This is a genomic window from Flavobacterium branchiophilum FL-15 (genome assembly GCF_000253275.1).
GTDB lineage: Bacteria > Bacteroidota > Bacteroidia > Flavobacteriales > Flavobacteriaceae > Flavobacterium > Flavobacterium branchiophilum.
Genome location: NC_016001.1, coordinates 1,081,103 through 1,107,127 on the forward strand (window position 1 = coordinate 1,081,103; position 26,025 = coordinate 1,107,127).

The 26,025-nt window shown below is 33.3% G+C and carries 23 protein-coding genes; 11 read left to right on the forward strand and 12 right to left on the reverse strand.

What is annotated here, in order from left to right; genetic code table 11:
• Window positions 1-45: 45 nt before the first annotated feature.
• From FBFL15_RS04610 to FBFL15_RS04630, 4 genes are all read left to right on the forward strand, one after another.
• Window positions 46-726, forward strand: a complete 681-nt coding sequence (locus FBFL15_RS04610; protein WP_014083489.1) for an enterotoxin A family protein — start codon at window positions 46-48, stop codon at window positions 724-726.
• A 21-nt stretch (window positions 727-747) separates the two neighbouring features.
• Window positions 748-4,323, forward strand: coding sequence for a T9SS type A sorting domain-containing protein (locus FBFL15_RS04615; protein WP_014083490.1), 3,576 nt, complete (start codon window positions 748-750; stop codon window positions 4,321-4,323).
• A gap of 93 nt (window positions 4,324-4,416) precedes the next feature.
• Complete coding sequence (locus FBFL15_RS04620) at window positions 4,417-4,716, forward strand: hypothetical protein (protein WP_044032151.1); 300 nt, start codon at window positions 4,417-4,419, stop codon at window positions 4,714-4,716.
• 558 nt (window positions 4,717-5,274) lie between these two features.
• On the forward strand, window positions 5,275-5,667 hold the full coding sequence (locus FBFL15_RS04630; protein ID WP_014083493.1) for a hypothetical protein: 393 nt from the start codon (window positions 5,275-5,277) through the stop codon (window positions 5,665-5,667).
• A 381-nt stretch (window positions 5,668-6,048) separates the two neighbouring features.
• Here the strand turns inward: FBFL15_RS04630 and FBFL15_RS04635 are convergent, their stop codons facing one another.
• From FBFL15_RS04635 to bcp, 3 genes are all read right to left on the reverse strand, one after another.
• Window positions 6,049-7,239 carry an aspartate aminotransferase family protein gene (locus FBFL15_RS04635; protein ID WP_014083494.1) on the reverse strand — a complete coding sequence of 397 codons (1,191 nt, stop codon included), beginning with the start codon at window positions 7,237-7,239 and terminating at the stop codon, window positions 6,049-6,051.
• A gap of 395 nt (window positions 7,240-7,634) precedes the next feature.
• Complete coding sequence (locus FBFL15_RS04640) at window positions 7,635-9,260, reverse strand: OstA-like protein (RefSeq protein ID WP_231847502.1); 1,626 nt, start codon at window positions 9,258-9,260, stop codon at window positions 7,635-7,637.
• A 403-nt stretch (window positions 9,261-9,663) separates the two neighbouring features.
• Window positions 9,664-10,116: a thioredoxin-dependent thiol peroxidase gene (gene bcp, locus FBFL15_RS04645; protein ID WP_014083496.1), complete on the reverse strand. Its 453-nt coding sequence runs from the start codon at window positions 10,114-10,116 to the stop codon at window positions 9,664-9,666.
• Window positions 10,117-10,205: 89 nt separating this feature from the next.
• On the opposite strand from bcp, the gene FBFL15_RS04650 reads away from it, so the two are divergent.
• The 5 genes from FBFL15_RS04650 (at window position 10,206) to trxA (FBFL15_RS04670) (ending at window position 13,927) form a co-directional block, all read left to right on the forward strand.
• Window positions 10,206-10,844: an endonuclease III domain-containing protein gene (locus FBFL15_RS04650; protein ID WP_014083497.1), complete on the forward strand. Its 639-nt coding sequence runs from the start codon at window positions 10,206-10,208 to the stop codon at window positions 10,842-10,844.
• Between the two features lie 143 nt (window positions 10,845-10,987).
• Window positions 10,988-12,403: an MBL fold metallo-hydrolase gene (locus FBFL15_RS04655; protein WP_014083498.1), complete on the forward strand. Its 1,416-nt coding sequence runs from the start codon at window positions 10,988-10,990 to the stop codon at window positions 12,401-12,403.
• Window positions 12,404-12,491: 88 nt separating this feature from the next.
• Window positions 12,492-12,749 (forward strand): heavy-metal-associated domain-containing protein, encoded by a 258-nt coding sequence (locus FBFL15_RS04660; RefSeq protein WP_014083499.1) that lies wholly within the window; start codon window positions 12,492-12,494, stop codon window positions 12,747-12,749.
• Window positions 12,750-12,762: 13 nt separating this feature from the next.
• A complete protein-coding gene (locus FBFL15_RS04665; protein ID WP_014083500.1) occupies window positions 12,763-13,599 on the forward strand; it encodes a methyltransferase domain-containing protein in 837 nt (278 codons plus the stop codon).
• Between the two features lie 31 nt (window positions 13,600-13,630).
• Window positions 13,631-13,927 (forward strand): thioredoxin, encoded by a 297-nt coding sequence (gene trxA / locus FBFL15_RS04670; RefSeq protein WP_014083501.1) that lies wholly within the window; start codon window positions 13,631-13,633, stop codon window positions 13,925-13,927.
• Window positions 13,928-14,176: 249 nt separating this feature from the next.
• Here the strand turns inward: trxA (FBFL15_RS04670) and trxA (FBFL15_RS04675) are convergent, their stop codons facing one another.
• Complete coding sequence (trxA, locus tag FBFL15_RS04675) at window positions 14,177-14,494, reverse strand: thioredoxin (protein WP_014083502.1); 318 nt, start codon at window positions 14,492-14,494, stop codon at window positions 14,177-14,179.
• 190 nt (window positions 14,495-14,684) lie between these two features.
• Here trxA (FBFL15_RS04675) and FBFL15_RS04680 point away from each other — a divergent pair, with 190 nt between their 5' ends.
• Window positions 14,685-15,911 (forward strand): Glu/Leu/Phe/Val dehydrogenase dimerization domain-containing protein, encoded by a 1,227-nt coding sequence (locus FBFL15_RS04680; RefSeq protein WP_014083503.1) that lies wholly within the window; start codon window positions 14,685-14,687, stop codon window positions 15,909-15,911.
• A 77-nt stretch (window positions 15,912-15,988) separates the two neighbouring features.
• The gene (locus FBFL15_RS04685) at window positions 15,989-16,912 is read left to right on the forward strand and encodes an energy transducer TonB family protein (protein ID WP_014083504.1); all 924 of its coding nucleotides are present in this window, start codon (window positions 15,989-15,991) and stop codon (window positions 16,910-16,912) included.
• Here FBFL15_RS04685 and FBFL15_RS04690 read toward each other — a convergent pair.
• The 8 genes from FBFL15_RS04690 to FBFL15_RS04725 form a co-directional block, all read right to left on the reverse strand.
• Window positions 16,904-17,467, reverse strand: a complete 564-nt coding sequence (locus FBFL15_RS04690; RefSeq protein ID WP_014083505.1) for a phosphatase PAP2 family protein — start codon at window positions 17,465-17,467, stop codon at window positions 16,904-16,906. The genes FBFL15_RS04685 and FBFL15_RS04690 overlap by 9 nt on opposite strands.
• Entirely contained in the window at window positions 17,467-17,778 is a 312-nt protein-coding gene (locus FBFL15_RS04695; RefSeq protein ID WP_014083506.1) for a Sec-independent protein translocase subunit TatA/TatB, read from the reverse strand. The genes FBFL15_RS04690 and FBFL15_RS04695 overlap by 1 nt, the downstream gene beginning before the upstream one ends.
• A gap of 73 nt (window positions 17,779-17,851) precedes the next feature.
• Window positions 17,852-18,907 carry an o-succinylbenzoate synthase gene (locus FBFL15_RS04700; protein WP_014083507.1) on the reverse strand — a complete coding sequence of 352 codons (1,056 nt, stop codon included), beginning with the start codon at window positions 18,905-18,907 and terminating at the stop codon, window positions 17,852-17,854.
• A 115-nt stretch (window positions 18,908-19,022) separates the two neighbouring features.
• Window positions 19,023-20,222, reverse strand: a complete 1,200-nt coding sequence (locus tag FBFL15_RS04705) for a tetratricopeptide repeat protein (protein ID WP_014083508.1) — start codon at window positions 20,220-20,222, stop codon at window positions 19,023-19,025.
• 132 nt (window positions 20,223-20,354) lie between these two features.
• Window positions 20,355-21,305, reverse strand: a complete 951-nt coding sequence (gene menA, locus FBFL15_RS04710) for a 1,4-dihydroxy-2-naphthoate octaprenyltransferase (protein ID WP_014083509.1) — start codon at window positions 21,303-21,305, stop codon at window positions 20,355-20,357.
• A 53-nt stretch (window positions 21,306-21,358) separates the two neighbouring features.
• The gene (locus tag FBFL15_RS04715; RefSeq protein ID WP_014083510.1) at window positions 21,359-22,198 is read right to left on the reverse strand and encodes a 1,4-dihydroxy-2-naphthoyl-CoA synthase; all 840 of its coding nucleotides are present in this window, start codon (window positions 22,196-22,198) and stop codon (window positions 21,359-21,361) included.
• Between the two features lie 70 nt (window positions 22,199-22,268).
• Window positions 22,269-23,561, reverse strand: a complete 1,293-nt coding sequence (locus FBFL15_RS04720) for a glycosyltransferase family 4 protein (RefSeq protein WP_014083511.1) — start codon at window positions 23,559-23,561, stop codon at window positions 22,269-22,271.
• 4 nt (window positions 23,562-23,565) lie between these two features.
• Complete coding sequence (locus FBFL15_RS04725) at window positions 23,566-26,010, reverse strand: YfhO family protein (protein ID WP_014083512.1); 2,445 nt, start codon at window positions 26,008-26,010, stop codon at window positions 23,566-23,568.
• Window positions 26,011-26,025: the final 15 nt, after the last annotated feature.

Consider the following 26,025-nt stretch of genomic DNA (forward strand, 5'->3'; position numbering starts at 1 on the left):
TTACTTCATAAGATTTAATTTAAAACTTACTAAAAATGTTAATATATGAAAAATGTTTTTAATTTAAAATTGCAATATTATACTGTATTGTTATTTTTTTTGTTGCCGCTATTTGTAGTAGCACAACCTAGTGGAAAAGAAGTGCCTACTGATGGTACTTATATTTATAGAGTAGATTGGCGAAGCCCAAAAGAAATTAAAAAAGCTGGTGGTTTTCGGTCTTGGGCGTTAGAAAACCATTTACCAGCAGCTCAAATCAATTGGTCTATATATGATCATGTAAATAATGCACAAGCTGGCAGATTAGATAGCCCTTACGTCTCTTTTAGTCAAACTATGAGAGCTGCTGGTACTGTTGCTCGTTCTTTAGTAGCAATGAATCCATCACGAAGAACAATCTATATTTATGTTGTGGCACCTACTACTTATTCATCCGTACCAGTAAACCCTACGGTACAAAGTTATACTCCAACAAGCGGTTTTTTAGAAGTAGTTGAAATGATGAATGTTGAATGGCCAAGAGTATTAAGTGCATACAGAGTGAGTACTGATAATCTTAATGAATGGACTTATTTACCATTTGATTCTTTTGAAATGCCACAAAGAAATGGTATTGGTGCTCCTGCCTTTTTATTAGCGGGTTTTCCTCCAGGACACGTAGCTTGGAATCAAGAACCATGGGCTTCTACTAATGAAGCAGTTTTGTGTAGAGTAAATTCTAATTAATCTTATTATAAATAAAAGAATATGAAAAATTTAAAAGTGTTACTAATATTTATGATTAGTTATTTACCTCTTATGGTTTTCTCTCAAGGGTCTAGTTCAGATTTATGCCTTGAAGCAATTACTAGGAGTGGACAAAATTTTTATGAAACCCAAATGAAGTCAAATGCACTTTATGCGGTTCAGGTAACTACTGCTGGAAATGAAAATTATGATATTCATCCAAAAGGATTTAATACTGATTGGGAAGCATTATTAGAGAAAAGTAATAATGTTTTTACGGAATCATCTGGTTTTATTCCCATAGTAGATGGAGAACATCTAGATCTATTAGTTAAAAATATGATCAATAATGGTAGCTTTGGTGCAAAAGCAAATATTACGATTTATCAACTGAAACCAAATTTTAAATGTAGTACATTAAAAAGTATTTTAAAAGTTGATTTTAATAATGCAATTTTTGCATTGACGGCATTAACGGCTAAAGATTGGAAAAGCAAAATTAGTTTAAATATACCTTTTTTACAAATTTTACCTACGGATTATCTAACTTCGCCAGAAGTTATAAAACTCTATAGAGAAGCTTTATTAATAAGTCATTTACATTCAACTTATGGTGTGATATTTAATAGTTTTAAATTTACAGATAATATTCCTGGTGAAATGATACTTCAGGCTAGAGAAGTTACAATAAATACAGCGAATTTTGAAATTGTTAATACAAACAAAACAATTGATTGGACAAAAAAAACTAGAGGTTCTGGAGAAGTAATTGGGGATTATAATTTAGAGCATAAATTTAACTTTAAACAACGTGACTTAAATGAAAATGAACGTGGTATTCTAACTAGTTTAAATTCACAATACGATTTGGCAAAACCTTACTTTATATGTCCAACTATTTCTACTCGTAGTATTTTTGATATTTGTTATGTCGATCCTATTGCACCCTTAAAATTGAGTAATGTAAACTTAGTAGTTCCCAATAAATGGGTTAATAGCTATATTAAACCTATTGCAATTGAAAACAAGTTACCCTATCTTGAACAAAATGGTATAACTGGTGATTTTAATGGAGACGGTATTATGGATTATGCGGGTTTAACAAATGTTGGAACTACTTTTGTTTATTATAATGGTAGCGAATATAAGCAAATTAATCAATCCAATAATAGTAATGGTTTTGATGCAGATGTAAAAGACAAAATTTTTGCTGGTGATTTTAATGGTGATGGTATGGACGATTTGTTGTATGCTAAATCTAATGGAAAAGTAGTATATTTTTATGCTAATGGAAATGGATTTGGTGAAGCAAATGTAGTAAATTGGAATACTATATTTTCGTATAAATTATATCAAGCAGGGCAAGGATGGATTGTAAGAAATGAAAAGACAGGAAAAGATGAGTTGATATACCGTGCAGAAGGTAATAAATTTGCCAGTTATGCAGAGGGTTATGGTAATAGTCTTACATTGAAAGAAGCGTCACTTTGGTTAGATAGTTTTGGTCCTGATACCAGAATGGGTTTTGGTAAAAGATACGCTACAGATAAGTATCCATCTTTTTATACGGTTTATGATGATAAAAGTATTAAAATTTTTGATACAAAACTTGATGCTGATGGCCGTATAAATGTAGATTATGTACATCACGACACGTCAAATTTATATGATATTGGCTACGCTAGCACATTAGACGGAACAAATCATAAAAAACAATCAAATTATTACATCGATCAAAATGGCGACGGAATAGGAGATTTTGTAACTTTAACTGGTGGATATGGAGAATATTTTACCGTATATTATGGTCCAAATTTTACTGACAGATTTGCATTTGCAACTGGAAATAATCATTTTGATTGGAATTTATTCAGTCGTTGGCAAGATGTTAATCAAGACGGAAAAGACGATTTGGTTACTTTATATGATACAGAATATAGAGTGTTTTTATCTAATGGATATAAAAATATGAACTCTTATTTTGCTGTACCAGCAGGAAATAAAAAAGGTGAAGAAGGTTCATTATGGGCACCTTATATGGGAATGAGTAAAACCAAAGATAATTTTACTTCATTAACACGTTGTCAAGCAAAATGGGACATGGTAAACACTTCGTTTATTTCATTTAATAACAGTAATTTTGTGTCAAATGGAATTTCTCCTAGATCTTTGTCAAATGCTATTTCTACAAGTAGCCTAAATAATGCAAATAATGTCTTAGAATTTGGTAAATGGAAAGTTGTTTATGATAATTTTTCTGTAAATCCAGCTTATCATTTTGATGAACATGCTGATAGGATTTCAGATTGGAAAGGTAAAATAGATGATGTATTTCTTACGGGTAATTTTGTTCCAAATAAACCACAGCTCTTGTTAGCTATTAATAACGATACCAAACAAAATGAATTAATTGAGTTTAATACAACCTCTATTAATCAATTAGATACCTATAAAGCTGTTAGATTAAAACGTAATGTTCAAAATAAATTAGCAAATGTTGTAACTTATAATAATAATAATATATATAAAGTTATAGATAGAAATAGTGATGGAATACAAGAAGTTGTTGTTTTTGTACCCAATTCAAATATCCATTATGTTCTTGAAGCCAATGAACTAGGAGTGTGGAGACAAGTAAGTAAAAATATATCTTGGTATAATAATCGAATCTCAGATAAATTTTATTCTGGTGATTTTGATGGAGATGGACATTTTAATGAGTATATGATTTTAAGCCCAACTACTAAATTAGCCATGATGTTTAGAATTAATTCTGATGGTTCATCTATTTGCTTGTGGCATAATAGTTATAGTGGCAATATTGGTAATTTTTCAATAAATGATTTTGTAAGTAATGTAAATACTGAAGTTCATAAGATGAATGGACCAACTACAGGTTTGATGGGTATAACAGGTTCAGGACGATTAGTAGGTATTTATTACGCCAATTGGCAGTGGAATGCAAAATTCAATTTACAAACGGTGGCAAAAGAAGATGGAAGTTTGATCAATTTTTCTCAAAATACGTTTAAAAGGATAACAAATTTTTCCTCATCTAAAGGTTCATTCCCACTATTATTTGATACGAATGGTTTTGTTTACGGTTTTAAAGTTCAAAGTGATGGTACTTATTTAGCAATTAATACTAATCCATCTAACAGATTTGAACATGGCTTTGCAGATGCTGATAAAATAGGTGTTATTAACCCGCAGCCCATCAAAGAAAATGCCTTATTAGGGTTTACTTTTAAAGATGGTAAATTGAATGCAGCACGTATGTTTAGATTCAAAACTACTTCAGTATCAAATTTTAAAAACTCAGATGAAGAAGTGTTAAAAGCAATTGAAATTAAAGAAGATTATATAAAACCATTTATTTTTCCTAATCCATTAACAAATGGTTCCGAGTTAAAAATTAATAATGGTTTAGAAATAATTAATATTGTAGAACTTTATGATATTACTGGAAAAATATTAAAAGTAATTAATTTTAATAGTTTAAAAAATGAAGTTAATGTTGAGCTTCCTATTTTGAAAAGCGGCATTTACTTTATTCGTATAAACAATAAAACAAATTTTAAATTATTAATTGAATAACTATTTAATTATCAAAATCGTTTAGGAATAACTGAAGTTTAACTTTAATTATCTAAACGATTTTTAATTTTTTAAGAGCATTATCATTACAAAATGAAACATTATATACTACTAATATTATTATTGTTTTTTAATTTCTATTTAAATGCCCAAAATATGCTGTTAAAACAGTCTATTGGTGGTTCTGGTGGAATGACAAAAACATATCATCAAAAATATTCCTATGCGGGTTTACGTTATGCAACTTATTGTAGTATTGAAAGTATTAAGGAATTAAATACTTATTTAGAAGGGAAAGTCAATTATTTAGAACTTCAAACAGGTATAGAATTCAAATTGTTATCATTACCTAATGTTTTTATTAAAAATAATAAGAAAGTCTTTTTTTTATAAAAGGTATTTTTTCTTCATCTCATTTTATTTAAGGGTGTCAAGTAATTAACAATAATGTAATTAATTTAATCTGTTCTAATGATTTTGACAAACAATTACTGAAAGATTTTAGATACGGATTTGGTTTTAAAAATCAATTTACGAAAATATATAATTTTTTATGCAATAGGTAGTGCTTTACGTTTAAATAATGAACAAAATTTAGAAATCAAACCTAAGAGTTTGGTACCAGAATAGAAAAAATGCTTCATAATGGGATTGTTAAAAATAATATTGATCCTATAATTATTGAAGGTGATAATGCAATTATATACACCAAAAAAAGATTTGATTATAAAGTATTTACCTAATGATTTAAATGAAAGTATGATAATGTCAATTATTTCTAAATTAAATGACAATAATAATACCATCAATAAAATACCTGAAAGTCTCAAATATCAAAATACTTTTATTAATAATATTAAACAAAAATATAAAGAAATTTATAATAATATAATAAAAAACCTTTAATTAAGTAAAATTTGTAATAATTAATATTTTTTTAAATTTTATTTCATGAAACAAACATTAGAACTAAACAATGATTTTGCTAAAATTTCAAATGCTTCATTACTTATACATCATACTGGTACTGTATTTGACATCAATTCTATTTCTAGACTAAAAGTTAAGAAAGCAGAGTCTGCAATTTCTGTTAAAAATATTTTTCTTTTTATTTCTTTGCATTTAACGCTAGTTTTGTACGTCAATTTTTATCTTTATATCTTATTTTTATTTTCGCAAGTATTTATCTTTAGTAAACATAAAAGTAGAGGAAATTTTAATTACAAATTATATATTTATCAGTTTAAAAATACCAATACAATAGATATAAATTCTAAAACACTTCATCATGCTTGCGAAATCATTTGGCAATATGATAAAATTAAAAGTACTTATTCATCATAAATATCTAATGGAATTTTTTATTTAGGGTATTTTATTGTTAATTTGTTCAATACATCATAATAATACCAAATATATATAAAATAGTCCAATCTACTTGTTTTTTTGCTAAAATTATCCAAAAAAAATAGTTCCGAAGCCCAGCTATGCAACGATTTTTATTGAAAATTTTTTCTAAAAAACAACTACGCATCTTTGGACTATTTTATAAATTTATTTGGCATAATTTAAGGAGTTACATATTTTAAAACCTCATTTATAGCAAAAACGATTGCTATTTGAAATAAACGCTAGCTTACAATCCCAAATTTTAATTCTGTTATAATTTGGCTTTGCATCATAGCGTTTTTCTACCTCAGTACACTACCTATTTCCTTCAAACCGTTAGCCTCTAGCTTCCAAAATACAATCCATTACCTCCAACATGATTTGGCAGCCTTCCCTAATTTCGTCTTCAGAAATTGTAAGCGGAGGCGTAATTCTAATGGCTTTGCCTTCAAAAAGCAACCAAAACAATATCAGTCCTTTGTCTTGGCATTTAAGTATAATTTCATTGGTAATTGCAGCATCGGCTGTCATGGCTGCAAGCATGAGCCCCCTACCACGAACCTCTTGTATTAGTGGATGTACCAATAATTTTCTAAACAATTGTTCCTTTTCTAGTGCTGCCTCCATCAATTGGCTTTGAACAATTTCCTGTAAGGTAGCCAAACAGGCCGCTGCAATTACAGGATGACCACCAAAAGTGGTGATGTGTCCTAGCTTGGGCGAATGGCTCAACAAATCCAAATGGGCTTCCGAGGCTACAAATGCTCCTACGGGCATGCCACCTCCCATGCCTTTTCCCAAAATTACAATATCGGGAACTACTCCATAATTTTCAAAACCAAATAAACGCCCTGTTCTACCAAAGCCTGGCTGAATTTCATCTATAATCATAAGGGCACCCACCGCTGTACATCGATTACGCACTTTGAGCAAAAAATCATTTTCGGGTTCAATAAAACCCGCTCCACCCTGAATGCTTTCCAAAATAATACCCGCCGTTTTGGTGGTAATCTTTTCCAAATCGGCTTCGTTGTTAAACGTAATAAAATCCACATCTGGAATCAATGGCCGAAAAGCTTGTTTTCGTTCTTCAAATCCCATCACACTCATGCTCCCCATCGTGTTGCCATGATAGGCATTGTGGCACGACAGCAGCTGGCTTCGTCCTGTAACCCGTCGGGCCAGTTTCAAGGCTCCTTCGGTAGCTTCTGTTCCAGAATTGACCAAATATACTTTTTGCAATGGTTGGGGCATCAAAGAGGCCAAGAGTTTGCAATAGGCTACTGCGGGCCCTTGTGCATACTCGCCATAAACCATCACATGAGCATACAAATCGAGTTGTTTTTTGATGGCATCGTGCACCACCGTGGGGCAATGACCCAACGAACATGCCGAAACTCCTGCCACAAAGTCGAGGTACTTTTGATGATGAACGTCATATATGTAACTTCCCTTGGCATACAACACTTCCATACCCAGCGGATATGGCGATGTTTGTGCTTGAAATTTTATAAAATCTTCTTTCATTGTAGTTTTTTATTATAAATATAGTAATGTAATGGCAACTAAAAGTCAAACCATCCCTTGTTTTGGTTTTGCAAAGGTGTTGCTTTTTTGTTGTTGCGTGAGGGATAGCAGTGAAAATCCTTTTTTGCCCCTCTTTTTGGGGCAAAAAAGATTGTAACGAATAGCCCGACCCGGAGCTTGCGGAGGGACACGCCCATACGTTTGTAATCATGAAATAAATACTTACATCTTATCATAAATAATACACCAATCAATAGGCACTACCGTTTATAACCACTATTTGGGGCGTTCCCACAAGGGTCGGGCTTTTCGTTTCAATCTTTTTTGTTTTTTAAAGAAAAAAACAAAAAAGGATTTCCACTGCAATCCCTAACGCAAATGGGGTTCCAAAGGGGCTATTGGTTTTTTTTAGCGTCCTTATCGTAGTCTAGGGTTTCTTTCCTTATTTTCATGGGGGTAGGTGTCTTGGCTTTATCTTTATTGGCTGCTTTACGGTATTTGTCGTCCAATGCCTTTTCATCCTCAGGAAAAAGGTCGTCTTTGGTTTTGATGCGTTCGTCTATCCGCCATACAAATCCACGAAGTTTTCGGGCATTTTCGGGCAAATCCTTGTCTGGATAAATCGTACCATCTGGATTGGTATAAAACGTCATGGTTTCGATGTTGTTTTTATCGAGGGTCATGTTGATGCGGCTGCTCACATTTTTATTGATTCCAATAAGTTCCTTTTGGTCGTTTCGCATATAATAAATCACTTCGGTGTTTTTTACAACATCGGCTTCATATAGTTTGTTGTCTTTAAATTTGCCATACAAATTAACGCCTTTTACTTGGTTATAGCCCATGCCAACACTGTCTTTTGAAACTATAAAAGCATTGGAAAGCACCTTCAACGAATCGAGTTTTTGGGTTGTATTGTTGCCAATAAGGTGCATCACATCGCCAGTCATTTGGTTTTCGTAGTTCCACAAAATGGGTTTGCCAATAAGTTGTGTGAGGGCCTTTTTTTGATTGGAATGTATCGAGTCGCACTTGCCCGACATATCGGTTTTAAAAAAGCGGGCATTGTTAAACCCTCTAATTATTCGGTTCCCTTCTTTGCCTGTTACCATGAGTTTTTTGGCATGAATATATACAGAGTCTTTGTCCACAACATTGATGGCCACGGCATGTTTGGTAATAAAAAGGGAGTCTTTTTGTTTATAAATTTCGGCATAATGCCCTTTTACAATCCCTTTGTTGATGGTGTCAATAATCCGAACGTTGCGGGTGGCCGATGCAAAATCACGTTTTCTATCAAAGTATAAACTATCGCCAATAATACGTCTGTCGTTATATTTGATATAGGATTTGTCTATAAAATGGCCTGTATTTTTTTTGGTATTATAAAAACCTTTTTCGGTATAAATAAAATCTTTTTTGCTGGTAATTGTAGAAGGACCAAAAAGATAGGAATGTCCCGAGTTGGTAAAATAATCCAAATGATTGGTTTTGATTAAGTATTTTGGATTGGTAATGGTTACGGCTGTTAAAAAAACAAACTTTTTTTGAGCCACATAATAACGGCCAGAAATGCTTTCGAGGGTGTTTTCTAAATTGGTAATAGTGCCTTTGTTTTTATAATATGCCTCCTGTTTGGCTCTGTCAAAATAAATGGTATCGGTAACAAGGGTACTTTCTGGCGATTGCATGATGACATCGCCCGTAGCAAAAGCCAGCTTGGTGTTGCCATTGTACTCTGCATATTTGCTGTTGAGCGAAAGGGTGTCACCCTGCACCATTTGTACTTCGCCAAAGGCTTTTATGTAGTTTTCTTTTTCAAAATAATAGGCTTTGTTGCACGTCATTTTTACCCCTTCGTGGTTGATGCGTACATTACCTGTAAGCAAAGCAGCACCTGGCACCAAGGATTCGTTTCTGTCGCCAAAGTCGGAATATTCGATAACAATTTTTTTGGTAGCTTGCGCATGGGTCCAAGTAGCTCCAAAGCCAATAACTACCACATAACACAAAAGATATATTTTTTTCAAAATGGTTTTTTTTCGACAAAAATACGCATTTTCATCAAAGTCCAAATTGATTTAAGAAATAATTAATGTTTTGACTATTAAAAATGAAGGTGTTGGTTGTATGAACTGTTTGTTTATTCTAATAAACCTTTTTTGAGTCCTTTTTTTTTGCATAAAAATTAACAAAAAAGATTTCAAATTTATTATTTTTTTAAAAAAAAAGATTTCTTTTATATTGATTTATACTAATCCGTAGTTTCAATTAATGTAATCAATTTTATTGATAAACCAAATCATGTTTTCAGTAATACCTTTGTCAAACTATCGTACTTTGACAAAGGTATGTAGTTGTAAGTTTTGGAATACAGCATAATAGTTAAATTATTATTTAAAATATTTATAAAAATTGTATGTATTACCCTAATATTTGACTGGCATGTACCTTGGTTTTTACCTCTGTTATGATGTTTTCAATAATACCATTTTCGTTAATTACAAATGTGGTTCTATGTATGCCATCATATTCTTTGCCCATAAATTTTTTTGGCCCCCAAACTCGATAGGCCATAAGTACACTTTTTGCTTCGTCTGCTAATAATGGAAACGGCAAATGGTATTTTTCTTTAAACTTTTGTTGGGCTTTGGCCGCATCGGCACTTACACCCAAAAGGGCATAATTTTCACTCACAAAACGGTCGTAATGGTCGCTCAAATTGCAAGCTTCTGTTGTACATCCTGGGGTGTTGGCCTTTGGATAGAAAAAAAGCACTAATTTTTTGCCCTTATATGCCGATAATTCATGCAAGTTTCCGTCTTGGTCGTATGCAGAAAATGGAGGTGCTGGATCTCCAATTTTTAATGTGGTCATATTTGTTTTTTTTTGAAAACAAAATTATAACATTTTAAATGATTTGAATTGAAAATAAATTTATTTTTACGGTTCCAATTTTTTAAATTATGACAAAAAGAGAACGGGTCAAATTTGTAATTCAAACATTGAACGAGTTGTATCCCACAATTCCCATTCCGCTAGACCATAAAGACCCTTATACCTTGTTGATAGCCGTGTTGTTATCGGCACAATGTACAGATGTTCGGGTCAATCAAATTACACCCATATTGTTTGCAAAAGCAGACAACCCCTATGATATGGTCAAATTATCGATAGAAGACATCAAAACAATAATCAGGCCTTGTGGCTTGTCGCCCATGAAATCTAAAGGTATTCATGGACTTTCACAAATTTTGATAGACCAGCACAACGGCAAAGTCCCGCAAAGTTTTGAAGCCCTAGAAGCCTTGCCTGCCGTTGGCCATAAAACGGCCAGTGTGGTAATGAGTCAGGCATTTGGAGTACCAGCTTTTCCTGTAGATACCCACATCCATAGGCTCATGACACGATGGAATTTGACTTCGGGCAAAAACGTGGTGCAAACAGAAAAAGATGCCAAAGCCATTTTTCCAAAAAAACTTTGGAACGATTTACACCTCCAAATCATTTGGTACGGACGTGAGTATTCGCCTGCCAGAGGCTGGGATATTGAAAAAGATATTATAACCAAAAAAATAGGAAAAACAAATCAAATAATATCATAATATGTAAATATTATTAAATATTTTGCTTTTTTTAATTTATTTTTAACTTAAGTAACATTTATCACGTATTTTCATTTGTTGTTGGTATAAATTTGTACCATCAAAATCAAAATAAAAAAATATCAATTTAAGGTTTTAAAATTATGAAAATAGAACAAATTTATACAGGATGTATTGCTCATGCAGCATATTATTTAGAAAACAATGGCGAAGCCGCTATTTTTGATCCATTAAGAGAGGTACAACCTTACATAGACAGAGCTCAAAAAGACAATGCTGCAATTAAATATGTTTTTTTAACACATTTTCATGCCGATTTTGTTTCAGGACATTTAGATTTAGCCAAAAAAACTGGTGCCCAAATTGTATATGGTCCTTTGGCAAAACCAGCTTATGAAATTATTTCGGCTACAGACAATCAAATTTTCAGCATTGGAAATTGTCAGGTAAAAGTGATTCATACTCCAGGACATACTATGGAGAGTACTACTTTTTTAGTAATTGACGAGCATGGAAACGAGCACGGAATTATTACAGGTGACACTCTTTTTATTGGCGATGTTGGTCGTCCTGATTTGGCTCAACACGTTGTAGAAGATTTAACACAAGACAAATTGGCCCGTCATTTATACAACTCATTACGAACTAAAATCATGACTTTGTCAGACGATTTAATTGTATATCCAAACCACGGTGCGGGTTCGGCTTGCGGAAAAATGATGAGCAAAGAAACCACCGATACACTTGGAAACCAAAAACGTACAAACTACGCCTTGAATCCAGAAATGACTGAAGACCAGTTTGTTACAGCTGTTTTAACAGGTTTAACAAATCCTCCTGCCTATTTTCCTTCAAACGTGATGATGAACATCAAAGGATATGAAAGCTTAGACAACGTATTGGAAAAAGCCAATCAGCCACTTCAAGCCAACGAATTTGAAGCAATGGCCAACGAAACAAGAGCTTTGATATTAGACACAAGAGATGCTGCCACTTTTGCTCAAGGATTTATTCCAAACAGTATCAATATTGGTATCGACGGTAATTTTGCTATGTGGGTTGGCGAAATGGTTGCCGACATCAAACAAGAAATATTATTGGTAACAGATTTGGGTAGAGAAGAAGAAAGTATGATTCGTCTATCCAGAATTGGATACGACCACACCATCGGGTATTTGCAAGGTGGTTTTGATACTTGGAAAACAGCTGGTTATGAGGTTGATAGCCTTGAAAGATTGACAGCTGCTGACCTTGAAAAATCTTATAATGCTGCGGAACTTCCTGTTTTTGATGTTAGAAAGAAAAGCGAATATTTATCAGAACATTTAGAAGGGGCCATCAATGTGCCACTTAACGAAATCAACCAACATTTGGCTTCTTTCCCAAAAGACAAACCTTTTGTTTTACATTGTGCTGGTGGCTATAGAAGTATGATTGCAGCCTCTATTTTGAAACAAAGAGGATGGGACAATTTTTCTGATGTCATAGGTGGTTTTGCCGCACTTAAAGAAACTACTTTAGCCAAAACAGATTATGTTTGTCCTTCAACTTTATTATAATAAAAATAAGTAATACAACTTTCAATAAACTATCTCAAATACACGCTTTTTTGTTTGAGATAGTTTGTTTTTTTTAATAAAATGAAATATGATACAAAAATTTGAAGTAGAAAATATCAAATGTGGTGGGTGTATGAACAGTATTTCAAATGCTTTGCAAAAAATAGCTCATGTTACCCAGGTTACTATCGACAAAAGCACCGATACAATTACGGTAGAAGGGCATGCTGATGCCAATCAAATTATACAAAAACTAACCGAAATGGGCTACCCCGAAAAAGGCAATAACTCCTTGATTTCAAAAACAAAATCATTTGTAAGTTGTGCTATTGGTAAATTAAATTAATGTCATCAAAATTATGGAAAACATGCAATGTTGTGTAACCTCGTGCGATAAATCCCTCGATCAAAATTATTGGGACTTACAATACCAGTCACAAGCTACGGGTTGGGATATAGGTAGTGTTTCACCACCTATTCAATTGTATATCAATCAAATAACAAACAAAAATGCCAAAATATTAATTCCTGGTTGTGGCAATGCTTATGAGGCAGCCTATTTGTTGGAACAAGGTTTTACAAATATTACCGTTATTGATATTGCACCAACGTTAGTTCAAAATTTGAAAGATAAATTTCAAAACAATCCAAATATTACCATTATTTTGGGGGATTTTTTTGAACATCAAGGGCAATATGATTTCATTATTGAACAAACTTTTTTTTGTGCGTTGCCTCCAATGATGCGTTTGCAATATATAGTCAAAAATCATCAATTGCTAAACCAAAATGGTAAACTAGTGGGTTTATTATTCAACAAACATTTTGAATCTGGCCCTCCATTTGGTGGTTCTTTAGCCGAATATGAATCGATTTTTGGGCATGCTTTTGCATTTAACGTTTTAGAAAATTGTACCCATTCTGTGGCTGCAAGAGCAGGCAACGAATTGTTTTTTGAATGTCAAAAAAACGAGCAACATGTAGTTCAATTATATGATTTTGAAGGAATTACCTGTGTGGGTTGTCAAAATACGGTAATTGAAAAAATAAAAAATTTGCCTTTGGTTTTGTCGGCATCTATGAACGTTAATTTTACAAAAATACTCATCAGTAGTTCGGCTCCCATACTTGATTCAGATTTGCAACAATGTGTTGCTTATGAATCAAAATATACAATTAAAAAAGCAATCAGTTAATTTTTATATAAAATTTCTTAAATAAAATAATATGAATAAATTCAACGAGTACATCCTGTCTGATATTCCTGTTTTGGTTGATTTTTATGCCACTTGGTGTGGCCCTTGTCAAATGTTGGGTCCTATTATTGTTGAAGTCAAACGACATTTTGGCGATCGATTAAAGGTAATTAAAATCGACGTTGATAAAAGCCAAGACATAGCCCAGCATTTTCAAGTTAGAAGTGTGCCAACGATGATGTTATTTCAAAATGGCAAATCGCTTTGGCGTCAAACGGGAGTTTTGCCAAAAGAAGAAATAATAAAAACGGTAGATAAATTATTATAAAAAAAAAGATGAAAGTTCTGTGTGGCTTTCATCTTTTTTTTTAATGGACTAAATTCTAGTTGATTGCAGCATTTTGCGTTAGGGATAGCAGTGGAAATCCTTTTTTGAGGCTTTTTCTGCCTCAAAAAAGATTGTAACGGATAGCCCGACCCTTGTGGTAACGCCCAAAACTCACTTCTTTTAAGCTACTTTTTTATTTAGAATTTGAATTTGATAATTGGTTCACAAATATTTTTTCGGATGTGATGACTATAACAGTTTGTCAATCAAATCAGAATAAGTTTGTTTTGGAGCTACGCCAACTTGTCTGCCAACTAGCTCTCCTTTGTGGAATACTAATACAGTTGGAATGTTTCTAACACCAAATTTTGAAGCAAAATCCTGATTGGCATCTACATCTATTTTGCCAACTACTGCTTTTCCTTCATAATCTTTGGACAACTCTTCTATTACTGGGCCTACCATTCTACATGGGCCACACCATTCTGCCCAAAAATCTACTAATACAGGTTTATCTGATTGTAAAACAACCTCTTCAAAAGTTGCATCTGTTATTGCTAAAGCCATTTTTTCTTGATTTAAGTTACGAAAATAATTTCGATACAAAATTACAATTTATTCATGTAAGTATCAACTTTTTAAAATTTCTTTTTTTTATTAAGGTATCAACATTTGTTATTTAAAAAAAACAGAATGATTGTTAATATGTTATGTAATTTGTTTTATATTTGCTTTTAATTATTAATAACTTAAAAAAATGAAGGAATTATTACTGAAATTTGAAAATAAAGCCCCTGAAATAATTTTCAATTGGAAAGATTCAGAAACAGAAGCAGAAGGATGGACTGTCATCAACTCGTTACGAGGTGGTGCTGCTGGTGGAGGGACACGTATGAGAAAAGGCTTGGATATGAACGAAGTTTTATCGTTGGCAAAAACTATGGAAGTCAAGTTTTCTGTCTCGGGACCCGCCATTGGTGGTGCCAAATCAGGGATCAATTTCGACCCTAACGACCCTCGAAAACAAGGGGTTTTGCAACGCTGGTATAAAGCCGTTTCGCCTTTATTGAAAAGTTATTATGGAACAGGTGGCGATTTGAACGTAGATGAAATTCATGAAGTAATCCCATTTACTGAAGAGTGTGGGGTGTGGCATCCTCAAGAAGGGGTTTTTAACGGACATTTCAAACCTACCGAGGCCGATAAAATTAATAGAATTGGACAACTTAGACAAGGAGTAATTAAAGTAATCGAAAATGCACATTTTACCCCCGATGTTGCCCGAAAATATACCGTTGCCGATATGATTACTGGTTATGGTGTGGCCGAAACAGTTAAGCATTATTACAATATTTATGGTGGCAATGTACAAAACAAAAAAGCCATCATTCAAGGTTTTGGTAACGTAGGAGCTGCTGCCGCTTTTTATTTGTCAAAAATGGGAGTGAAAATTGTTGGGATTATTGATAAAGACGGAGGGGTTATGAATCCAGAAGGCTTTGATTTTGAAACTATTACATCTTTTTTTCTGCATAAAAATGGCAACCAACTTGTAGCCAACTCATTGGTGCCTTTTCAGGAAATGAACGAAAAAATTTGGACTTTAGGTGCCGAAATATTTGCTCCTTGTGCTGCCTCTCGATTGGTAACTCAACACCAAATAGACCATTTGATTCAGTCGGGTTTGGAAGTAATTTCTTGCGGTGCTAATGTTCCTTTTGCTGATAAAGCCATTTTTTTTGGTCCTATTATGGAACAAGTGGACAATCAAATTAGTTTGATTCCCGATTTTATTTCTAACTGTGGAATGGCACGTGTTTTTGCTTATTTTATGGAGCAAAAAGTTCAAATGACTGATGAAGCTATTTTTCATGATACTTCAGAAACTATTCGTAAAGCTTTGTGTAACATTCACGATTTGAATCCTGCTAAAACCCAATTAAGCGCCACAGCTTTTGAAATAGCATTAAAACAACTCACCTAAAATTTTGGTGTTAATCCTGTTTGCAATCACAATTTTTTTTATTTTTACACGTTGTTTAATGTCTAATCATATTCAGTATGGGAACTGAAACCCGATGGGCATCATTGATGGTGTCAAAACTTATAAATTTTATTTTAAACAGCGATATTTCTGATAAAAAAAAGTCATTTGTTTTGACTGTTTTCTTATTTTTTGGTGTGTTGTTTTTATTACTCAGTATCCAATTTTGGCCACCCTCAAATTTGACCTCTATAATGGGGCAGGGGGGTGGCGGAAGTGTATCGGTTAGTTTGGGCAATAGCGATTGGGGTTCTGGAAATAATTATAATATAAGTAGTGATGTTAGTGCCCAAAAAGCCCCTAATACATTAATAACAGATCCAATAGACGAAGTGATTTCTAATACAAATCCCTCTGATGATGTGGTTGCACTACCTAATCCTTCAAAAAAAACTACAAAATCGCAAACCCCAAAACACGAAACACCTGTTCATGAACCCAAGCCAAAGGTAGCAACTGTTACTCAAGATGTGTTATCTAATATATTAAAAGGAGGGACAAATAACGGCAACGGCACAGATAAATTAGCGGGTAATAAAGGCAAATCCAGTGGCAGTATAGGACAAAATGGCAATGACGGAAACGGCTCTGGTACTGGCACAGGAACAGGAACGGGTTCTGGAAATGGCACAGGAATTGGCCATGGTTCAGGACAAGGAACGGGTGGAGGCGAAGGCTATTCTTTAGGAAACAGAAAAGCACTTTCCAAACCAACACCAAAATACCAGTGCAACGAAGAAGGCAAAGTGGTTGTGGAGGTAACAGTAGATCAAAATGGCAATACCATACAAGCAACTGCTGGTGTAAAAGGCACCACCAATGCCGCCAAATGTTTATTAGACCAAGCAAAACTTGCTGCTATGCAAACCAAATGGCAAGCATCTGCATCGGCTCCAAACAAACAAGTAGGTAAAATAGTATATAATTTTTCCTTAAACTAAGGGGTGTTTTTTAATTAAAAAATTATAAAATTGATAGGTTGCTATGCTAAATACACTACCGAAAAAATACCCTGTAAGTAAATCTATTGGATAATGAAGACCTAAATAAATCCTGCTATACGAAAAAACGAGAGGCCAAATCAATAAAACATAGCTATATTTGATATGTTTTTTTAGCAATGCAATCAAAAATACGGCAACCGCAGTAGTATTGGCAGCATGACCCGAAAAAAAACTATATGAACTACTTGTTTTTACAATTCTGATAATACCCTGCAAATCAGGGGTGTTGCAAGGTCTTAATCGTTGAAAATGATTTTTAAACAAATTACACGTTTGATCGGTCATGAGGATTAAAACAGCAACCAGCAACACAATATAACCCGTTTGTTTAGCTCCTAACTTTTTGTAAACCAAATATATAAGAAACAAAAAGAAGGGTGTCCAATGCAATTGATTGGTGATAAAAAGCCAAAAACCATCATAAGGTTTGGAGCCTAATCCATTTAAATAAATCAATAACTCCCGATCCAAAATTTTGAGTTGCTCTACCATTAAAATTGACGTTTTATTGGGCCTGTAATTTCTTTTAAATCTTCGCTTACTTTATTTATAGTATTGGTAGAATCTGCAACTAAATTTTCCTTAGCATTGTTTATTTCTTTAGAAATTTCTTTCAATGACGTTTCTTCTGTAATGTCATCAACGCCTTTTTGAATTTCGTGTTTTATTTCATTTGTTGCGTTTTTCAAATGTGCCATAAATTTACCTACTTTTCTAGCAATTTCTGGTACTTTGTCCGAGCCAAACAGCATCAAAACAACGATTAATATAAATAGGATTTCACCTCCACTAACATCTAACATAATTGGTTGATTTTTTTAATTAGGTTTTGCAAAGTTAATAAGTTTCTACAATTTTTCGATAACCTTTACAGGATTAATTTGTAATTATACTTTTTTTAATACTTTCAAAATCCCATTTTTTGTCCGTATTGTATTTTATTTTTCCGTTTATAATTTCAAGTGGACTTTCAAAATTATTCGTATATAATCCTCCTGTTCCGAGTCCTTGAGGCATTTCATTTTTTTGCAAAAAAGTCCATTGTGCTATGGCATTGAGTCCCACATTACTTTCCAATGCCGAGGTAATCCACCAATTGATTTGACAGTTTTTTGCCGCCAATATCCACTCCATACTGCCTCTAAACCCACCAACCAAACTGGGTTTTAATATCACATATTGTGGGTTGATGGCTCTCAAAAGGGCCTCTTTTTGTGTGCCATAAACACCAATCAACTCTTCGTCCAAAGCAATAGGTACGGGGCTTTCTGCACACAGTTTTTTCATAGCTTCTATTTGTCCTTGTTTTATAGGTTGCTCGATGCTATGTATTTGAAATTCAGATAATTGTTTTAATTTATAAATCGCTTCTTCTACCAAAAAAGCACCATTGGCGTCCACTCTTATCGTAATTTTTGATGCGTCAAAATGCTGTCGAATATAAGCTAATAAAGCCAACTCTTTTTCAAAATCAATTGCTCCAATTTTCAATTTAATACAATCAAATCCAGCTGCTATTTTTGCTTCTATTTGAGTTCGCATATACTCTGGACTGCCCATCCAAACCAACCCATTGATTGGCATCGAATGTGTACCCAAAACAAAATCCGACGGAAACAATTCAAATGGATGCTTACTGTACAACGACTGGAATGCCATTTCTATCCCAAATTGAATCGATGGGAATTCCAGTAAAGCTTCCCATAAATAGGCAACCCCTAGGTCAATATGCTTACAAATCCATGTAAGTTTTTCTTCATAATCTTCACGGTCGTCTATACTCAACCCTCGCAACAACCCACACTCGCCAATTCCTATTTGGCCTTGGTCTTCAATTACCAAAAACCACGTTTCTTTTTGTGTCAAAACACCCCTCGATGTACCCGAAGGGGTTTTAAAATGTAATAAATATTTATAATAATGTGCTGTCATTTATATTTTTTTTGGAGCTATTTCCAGCTATTCGTTACAATCTTTTGTGCCAAACCCTGGCACAAAAGGATTTTCACTTCTATCTGGGCTAATTCGTTTTCAAAAGGGGCATGTTTTATTCAAACAATTCTAAAATGTTATCAAAATCTTCATGTTCAATTTTATATTTTTTGAATAATTCCAAGTCTTTTCGTGCTTGTTCTATCCAACTCACTTTGGATGAAATATTTTGATTTCGATAGGTTTTATGGATATTTTTGGCCATTCTAAACTCGTTGTTCAATACTAATGCATGTGCCAAACGCAGTTTGATTGCGATATCCGAGGGGGCTAATTTTTCTGCATTTTCAAGGGCTTGTTTGCCTTTTGAAAATTGCTTGGTCATCAAATAATAATAACCTAAATTGCTATAATCTTGTGCATTTGCTTTTTGAAACTTTATAAATGTTTGGTGAATAGCTTCAATAGCTGCTTCAAAATTTTGCTCATCGGCTAGCTGTGCTATATGTTGTCTATTGGTAGTATCTAACTCATCTTGTAATCCTATTTCTGAAATACATTTTTTTTCAAAGTCATACAATACTTTATTTTTTTCTATCTCTAATAGGTTTTGAAATTCGCTATATTTATAATTTTTTTGGATATTTTCCAAAATACAAGCGGTAAATAGTCCAGAATGAGCTAATTTTTGTGCCGTTTCTAGCTGATTGATGGTAGCTAAAAGTGATTTTTTGTGCGTCATGTTGTACCCCCTGCTTAATTTATAATCAACCCACGGCACTATTTCTAATACAATTTTTTGATTCAAAATCCAGTTTTTATTTTCAAACACAAAAAATATTTTTGTAACTTCATCAGAAAGGCAAGTGTCATTTTGCAATGAAATCAGTTTTGCTTCTTTGTTGGTTGGAGTGTTTTGAGCATAACAAGCCTTATTGGAATTGGCATTTTTTACAAAGTTGTTGGCTGCTATTTCCGAAGCAAAAAGGGCAAATTTGCAAGTATCATTTCCTGAAATTTTTGATAAAAGAAACACTGCACCCGCCGAACCTTGGCTAATGCCAGTAGGATCGGGTATGGATTTTAACAAAGAGGTAAGGCTCGATGCCAGCTCTTGATTATCGTTTAGTAAGGTAATTCTGAATAAAAATTGAGTAGTTCCTTCAGGAAAATCCTCTGATGCCACCACTATTTTTTTAAAAGCAGAGGCAGTTATTGTTTTATTGGTTGCTCTTTCTTTATCCCAAAATCCATCGTTTTGAGAAAAAAGGGAGTTCATGTAAAGAAAAAGTAATATTAATAAATTTTTTTTCATAATTTTTTGCAAAAATGTATCTTTGAAACCAAAGTTTCTAGCCCCGATAGTAGCGACATCCTTTTGTTTTTTTCTTTAAAAAACAAAAGATATAGCGGATAGCGGGATTAGCTCCTAGAAAAAATTACAGCACTAAGCATTATTGACAATTAAATCTGATATAAAAAATATCATTCCTAAGGCTAATAATACAGAAAGTAAAAAAGTTGAGATGGCTAATTTTTTTAATTCGGGGTCTAAATTTTTTGGAATTTGATTGTGATAAACGGTTTTTAAATGACTAATTATAGGGAAAAAGGCTACAATAAAAATGTATTGGTCAAAATGAAAACTTTGAATAAAGCCAAAAAGGAGACACAATACCATGGCAGATATAACAAGAAAAAAATGATATTTTTTTGCCCATGATCCTCCATATTTTACAACCAATGTATTTTTATTTGATTTTCTATCAGATTCTTCATCACGCATGTTGTTTAAATTTAAAACCCCTACACTCAAAAAGCCAATGGCTATTGCGGGTAAAAACAACACCAAATTGAGCTCTTTAGAATATAAGAAATTAACACCAATAGTACTAACTAAACCAAAGAAAATAAATACAAAAATGTCGCCAAAACCTTTGTACCCATAAGCTGATTTGCCAATAGTATAGCGAATGGCAGAGGCAATTGCGGTAATTCCGAGTATTAAAAAAAATAAAGAATATAGTAGATTTGTGTTTTTAAAAGACAAATAAATTAATATAATAGAACTAAAAAATGTTAGAATTGATGTAATAATTATGGCTGTTTTCATTTGTTTTGGACTAATATTGCCGCTTTGTATGGCCCTCATAGGGCCAATGCGGTCTTGATTATCAGTTCCTTTGACACCATCGCCATAATCATTGGCAAAATTGGATAGAATTTGTAAACCCAAGGTTGTAAGAATGGCAAAAATAAATATATTCCAATTAAAAACTTCGGTAGGAGTTAAAACATTTTCAGTAGGGTAGGAGAGGGCAAACATACTACCTACAATGATACCGGAAACGGAAAGGGGTAACGTACGTAATCGGGCTGCTTGTATCCAATGTTTCATAATATATGATTTTTGTCTTTTATTAATGTAAATTTAATTTTATTAATTATAAATTATGGCAACCATTTTTTTTCAAAATCAGGTTTTCTTTTCTCTAAAAAGGCATTTCTACCCTCCACAGCTTCGTCTGTCATGTAGGCCAATCGGGTAGCTTCGCCTGCAAAAACTTGTTGTCCCACCATGCCATCATCTGTTAAATTCATGGCAAATTTCAACATTTTTATTGAGGTGGGCGACTTGGCTAAAATTTCTTGAGCCCATTCATAAGCGGTTGTTTCTAACTCTTGATGCGGAATAACGGCATTGACCATGCCCATTTCAAAGGCTTCTTGTGCGGTGTAATTTCTGCCAAGAAAAAATATTTCCCTAGCTTTTTTCTGACCAACCATTTTTGCTAAATAAGCAGATCCGTAGCCTCCGTCGAAACTTGTAACATCGGCATCTGTTTGTTTGAAAATAGCATGTTCTTTGCTGGCCAAAGTCAAATCGCACACCACGTGCAAGCTATGGCCGCCACCAACTGCCCAACCTGGAACTACCGCAATGACGGCTTTTGGCATAAATCGGATAAGGCGTTGGACATCTAAAATATTCAATCTATGGTAACCATCTTCGCCAACATACCCCTGATGTCCACGGGCTTTTTGATCGCCACCACTGCAAAATGACCACACACCGTCTTTAGTCGAAGGGCCTTCTGCAGAAAGTAACACAACTCCTATAGAAGTGTCTTCTTGTGCATCGTGAAAAGCTTGTAATAATTCTGAGGTGGTTTTGGGTCTGAAAGCGTTGCGAACGTCGGGTCTGTTAAAGGCAATTCGAGCCACACCATTGCATTTTTTGTATGTAATGTCTTCAAAAACTTTAGCTGTTTTCCAATCTATCTCTATCATCTGGTTTATTTTTTTAAATTTCAAATTGTAAAAATACACATTTTATAGGAGCTAAATCCTAGTTTTATGTTTAAGTTTGGTTATGAATTAATTTTGATAATTTTTCTGTAAGTTGTTTTCTTGAAAATTGATGCAATCCTATGGCGTTCGACTTCAAATTTTGTTTCAAAAACGCATCAAAGTATTGGGCAATTGTGTTTTTTAAAGCCATTTTTTCATTGTATTGAAAAAATACGCCTGTATTGGTTTGAATTAATAGGGCCTCAAAATCTGAATCCTTTGGTCCAAGAGCAATTATTGGCCTTTCGGAAACCATGTATTCAAAAAGTTTTCCTGGTAAAATACTTTTAGTATCTTCAGAATCTATTTCAATTAAAAGTAATATTTGAGATTTTCTTTGATGTTTTAGGGCATCTTGATGGGCAACATAGCCCATATTAATAGTATAATGTAATAATTCATGTTGCTTTATTTCATCTAATATATCTTGGCTTACAGCACCTATTAATTTTATTTCTAAATAAGATTTAAAATGAGGCATTTCATTACAAAGTTCACGTAAAGATTCCCAGAGTATTTTTGGATTTCGTTCAGAAAGAAAGGATCCAATATGTGCCAATGAAAAAGTAGTGTCTAATGTTTGTTTTTCAATGTTTTCTACATCAAAGCCATTTGTTATCACTTCAATGGGTTTGTGGGTTAGCTGTTCAAATTCTTTCTTGGTTGTTTTACTGGTAACAATAATGGAATCTGCAGAATTTAACACTTTTTTTTCTAAATAGCGATGTTTTTTTTGAGCATAATTAGATAATTTTAAGGCTTTATGATAGCCAATGGTTGTCCATGGATCTCTAAAATCAGCAAACCATCTGATATTAGTTTTGCTTTTTAAATGCAATCCAATGAGGTGTACACTGTGAGGAGGACCAGTTGTAATAATTGTATCTATTAGATTATCAGTGATGTATTTTTCTAAATAAGAAACAGAAGGTTTAACCCACAAAAACCGTGCATCTGGAATAAAAATATTTCCTCGAATCCAAAGCATTATTTTTTCAAAAAAAGTTTGGTTTTTAGATTTAGGAATAATTCCTGAACTGATTTTTTTTGCTTTATTTTTAGAAAAAAAACCTGCTAATTGATACGGTTCTACTATTTTATTTTTAAGTATAATGGTATTTTTGTTAACCTCCTCTAATAAATGATCATCTACAATTGGATAAGTGGGATTTTCTGGAACATATACAATAGGTTCTATTCCAAATTCAGGCAAGTATTTGACAAATTTTAGCCAACGCTGCACCCCAGGCCCACCAGCTGGGGGCCAATAGTAAGTGATGATAAGGACTTTTTTTGTTTTCATCACTTTATTTTGATAATTTCAATTTGTTTTTTTCAATATAAAATCCAAATAGTATTACAAGCATCATGATAAAAGCACTTATTAAAGTAATGTAACTTCCTGTTTTGATGACTTGAGGCTCAAATTTAAATTCTATTTTATGTTGTCCCGCTGGTATTTGCAAGGCTCTCAATACAAAATCTACTCTAATTGATGGTGCTTTTTGTCCATCGATGTAGGCATTCCAGCCATTTTTATAATAAGTTTCTGAAAAAACAGCAAAGCCATCATTTTTATTTACAGATTGATAAATTAAATAATTAGGTTTGTACGATTTTAATGAAATAGTTGCAGTACTATCTGTAACATAATTGTTTTTTATGGCAACTTTTTTTAGATTATCACCTTCTAAATCTTTTTCAATAATGGCGGATGTTTTGGTGTTTATGGTTTTTAACATGGCCATAGCAGCATCTGCATTTGGTACTGTTTTTACCGTTTGAACAAACCATGCGTTACCATTTGCTTTTGGATTTAGCATCGCATTTGGCACCCCTTTTTCATCTGTTTGAATGATGTATTTTACATTTAACATATTTAGAACTTCTAAATTGTTTTTAGCTATTTGATAATCAAATAGTTGTTGCATCCTGATGGGCTTTACGGCACTGTATCCACCAATGGATTTATGGAAATAAGAACTTCTAGCACTAGACATATTGCCATCTACTTCAAAAACCCTGTAATTGCTGGTGTCTTGTAGAATTTGTAAATCGGCTTGTGTAGGTTGATAAGGAGCATCAACTTCTCGGGCACTTATAAAACTTTTACTATCTACATATTTTTTGTCAATAAAAAATAAATCACCAACCATAAAAAGGCCAATCAAAATAACGGCTGTATGATGAGTCATTTTTTCTTTGAAACTCAACCATAAAATAGCAGTACAACTAGCAATTAAAAAACCAGACCTTAATAAATCAGCTGCAAACATGGATTGTCTGTCTGCCCGTAATGCCTCTATAAAGGGTTGTCCTAATTGTCCGTATTGTTGTATATAATAACCATCGTTATTTCCTGCAAAACTGAATAAACTTTTTGACAATAATACTAATATTATCAATCCTAGACTTGAACCTGATGCTAATAGTAAACCTCTTTTTTGACTGTCTTTTGAAGCCATGTAAAAAGATTGTAAACCCATAATGGCTAATATTGGAAAACAAAGTTCTAAAATGACTTGTATAGACGAAACGGCTCTGAATTTGTTATACAGAGGTACAATATCTATAAAAAAATCTGTTAAAATAGGAAAATTTTTACCCCAAGATAAAACTAATGAAAATAGGGCACCAACTAAAAAAGCCCATTTTATTTTGCGCTTATCAATAGCAAGCCCTAATAATGCTAAGAAAAAAACTACAGCGCCAATATAAGCAGGTGCTGCAACAATAGGTTGGTCTCCCCAATAAGTAGGTGAATTTTGTGAAAACTCTTTAGCTTCAGCATCTGTTCCGCCTTGTGCTATAACAAAATTGTATAAGCTGGAATTATCGTCTAATGTTTCATTATTTGACCCGCCAAATAATCGAGGTGCTATCAAATTAAGACTTTCTGCAATTCCATAACTATATTCTGTAATATAATCATAGCTCATGGAGTTATTTGAAGTTTTTTTCTTGCCGTTTTCATCTAAAGTCAAATCACTTTTGCCCCTCGTACTCATTTTGGCATATTCTGATGTCGCCATCAAGCTGGTAGCATTAACACCAATACCCACGATAGCTGCCGCTGCTAAAACACTGTATGTTTTTGTTAAATTACCATAATCTTTTTCTTTTAAATAGTCTATTGTGTAATAAATACAGATTGGTATTATTAAAAATAAAGCATAATAAGTCATTTGAAGGTGGTTTGCATTAAGCTCTAAACCTGATGCCAACATGGTAAGTATGCCACCCCAAATCCATCTTTTTTGAAAAACCAATACAATACCCGAAATTACAAGTGGTAAATATCCAATGGCATGGGCCTTTGCATTATGACCAACGCCAAGAATAATAATCAAATAGGTTGAAAATCCAAAAGCTAATGATCCAAAAAATGCTTTTAATGGATCGGTTTTCATAACAAGTAAAAGCGTATAAAAACTTATAAAATATAAAAACAAATAATCAGCAGGTCTAGGCAAAAAACGGATGACATCATCAATTTTTCCAATGAAATCATAAGGGTATTTGGCTCCTAATTGATAGGTTGGCATTCCGCCAAATGCACTATTGGTCCAGTAGGGTTCTTGGTTTTCTGCTGCTCTAAAATCATTTTGCTCTTTGGCCATACCAATATATTGTGCTATATCAGATTGGTATATTTTTTTGCCTTGCAACACGGGATAAAAATAGATGACTGAAATTAATGCAAAGCTTAAAATTGCTAGTACAAATGGAAATAAATGTTGAATTTTCTTCATTAGTGTAATAAATTA